This window comes from Bartonella sp. AA86SXKL (genome assembly GCF_042196885.1).
Window position 1 is genome coordinate 1 of sequence record NZ_JBHIRE010000544.1, and the last position, 571, is coordinate 571.

The 571-nt window shown below is 42.2% G+C and carries 1 protein-coding gene; it reads right to left on the reverse strand.

Translation table 11 applies throughout. The annotated features are described in order from the left end of the window. On the reverse strand, nt 1–529 hold a 529-nt coding region (locus ACFIO5_RS13185; RefSeq protein ID WP_375705652.1), incomplete at its 3' end, for a hypothetical protein. Nucleotides 530–571 lie beyond the last annotated feature (42 nt).

Consider the following 571-nt stretch of genomic DNA (forward strand, 5'->3'; position numbering starts at 1 on the left):
CGCCATCAATCCAGTCGTCCCAACATACACATGCTTCACCGTAAATTTTTGCATGACCGTAAACATGCGCATCACCGGAAACTTCTGCATTGCCGTAAACACGCGCCCTATCATAAATGTATGCCTTTTCGTAAACTTGGGGATTGCCATAAACTTCTGCATTATCAAAAACGTGCGGTTCACCGCAAATATATGCATCACCGTAAACTTCTGCATCACCGTAAATGCATGGTTCATCGCAAACTTCTGCTTTGCCATAAATACGAGAATTGTCGTAAACCTTGGCGTTACCGTAAACTTGTGCATTTTCGTAAACCTTAGCATCACCAAAAACCTTGGCATAACCATAGACTTTTGCATAATCCCCAATCCAGCAATTACCATGATGCGATAGGTTGTCTTCTTTCTCGATATAGCCTCCTAAATCACCTTTCTCGACGTTTCCAAAGTCTCGTAATGCGCGAATGCGGTGGAGAGTTTTGCCCCCAACTTCGATTGTTTCATCAGTAAGTTCGTATTTTTTTTCCATGGTTTATTGCCTCATGCCCTTATCTTAAAACAGTGTCATTTC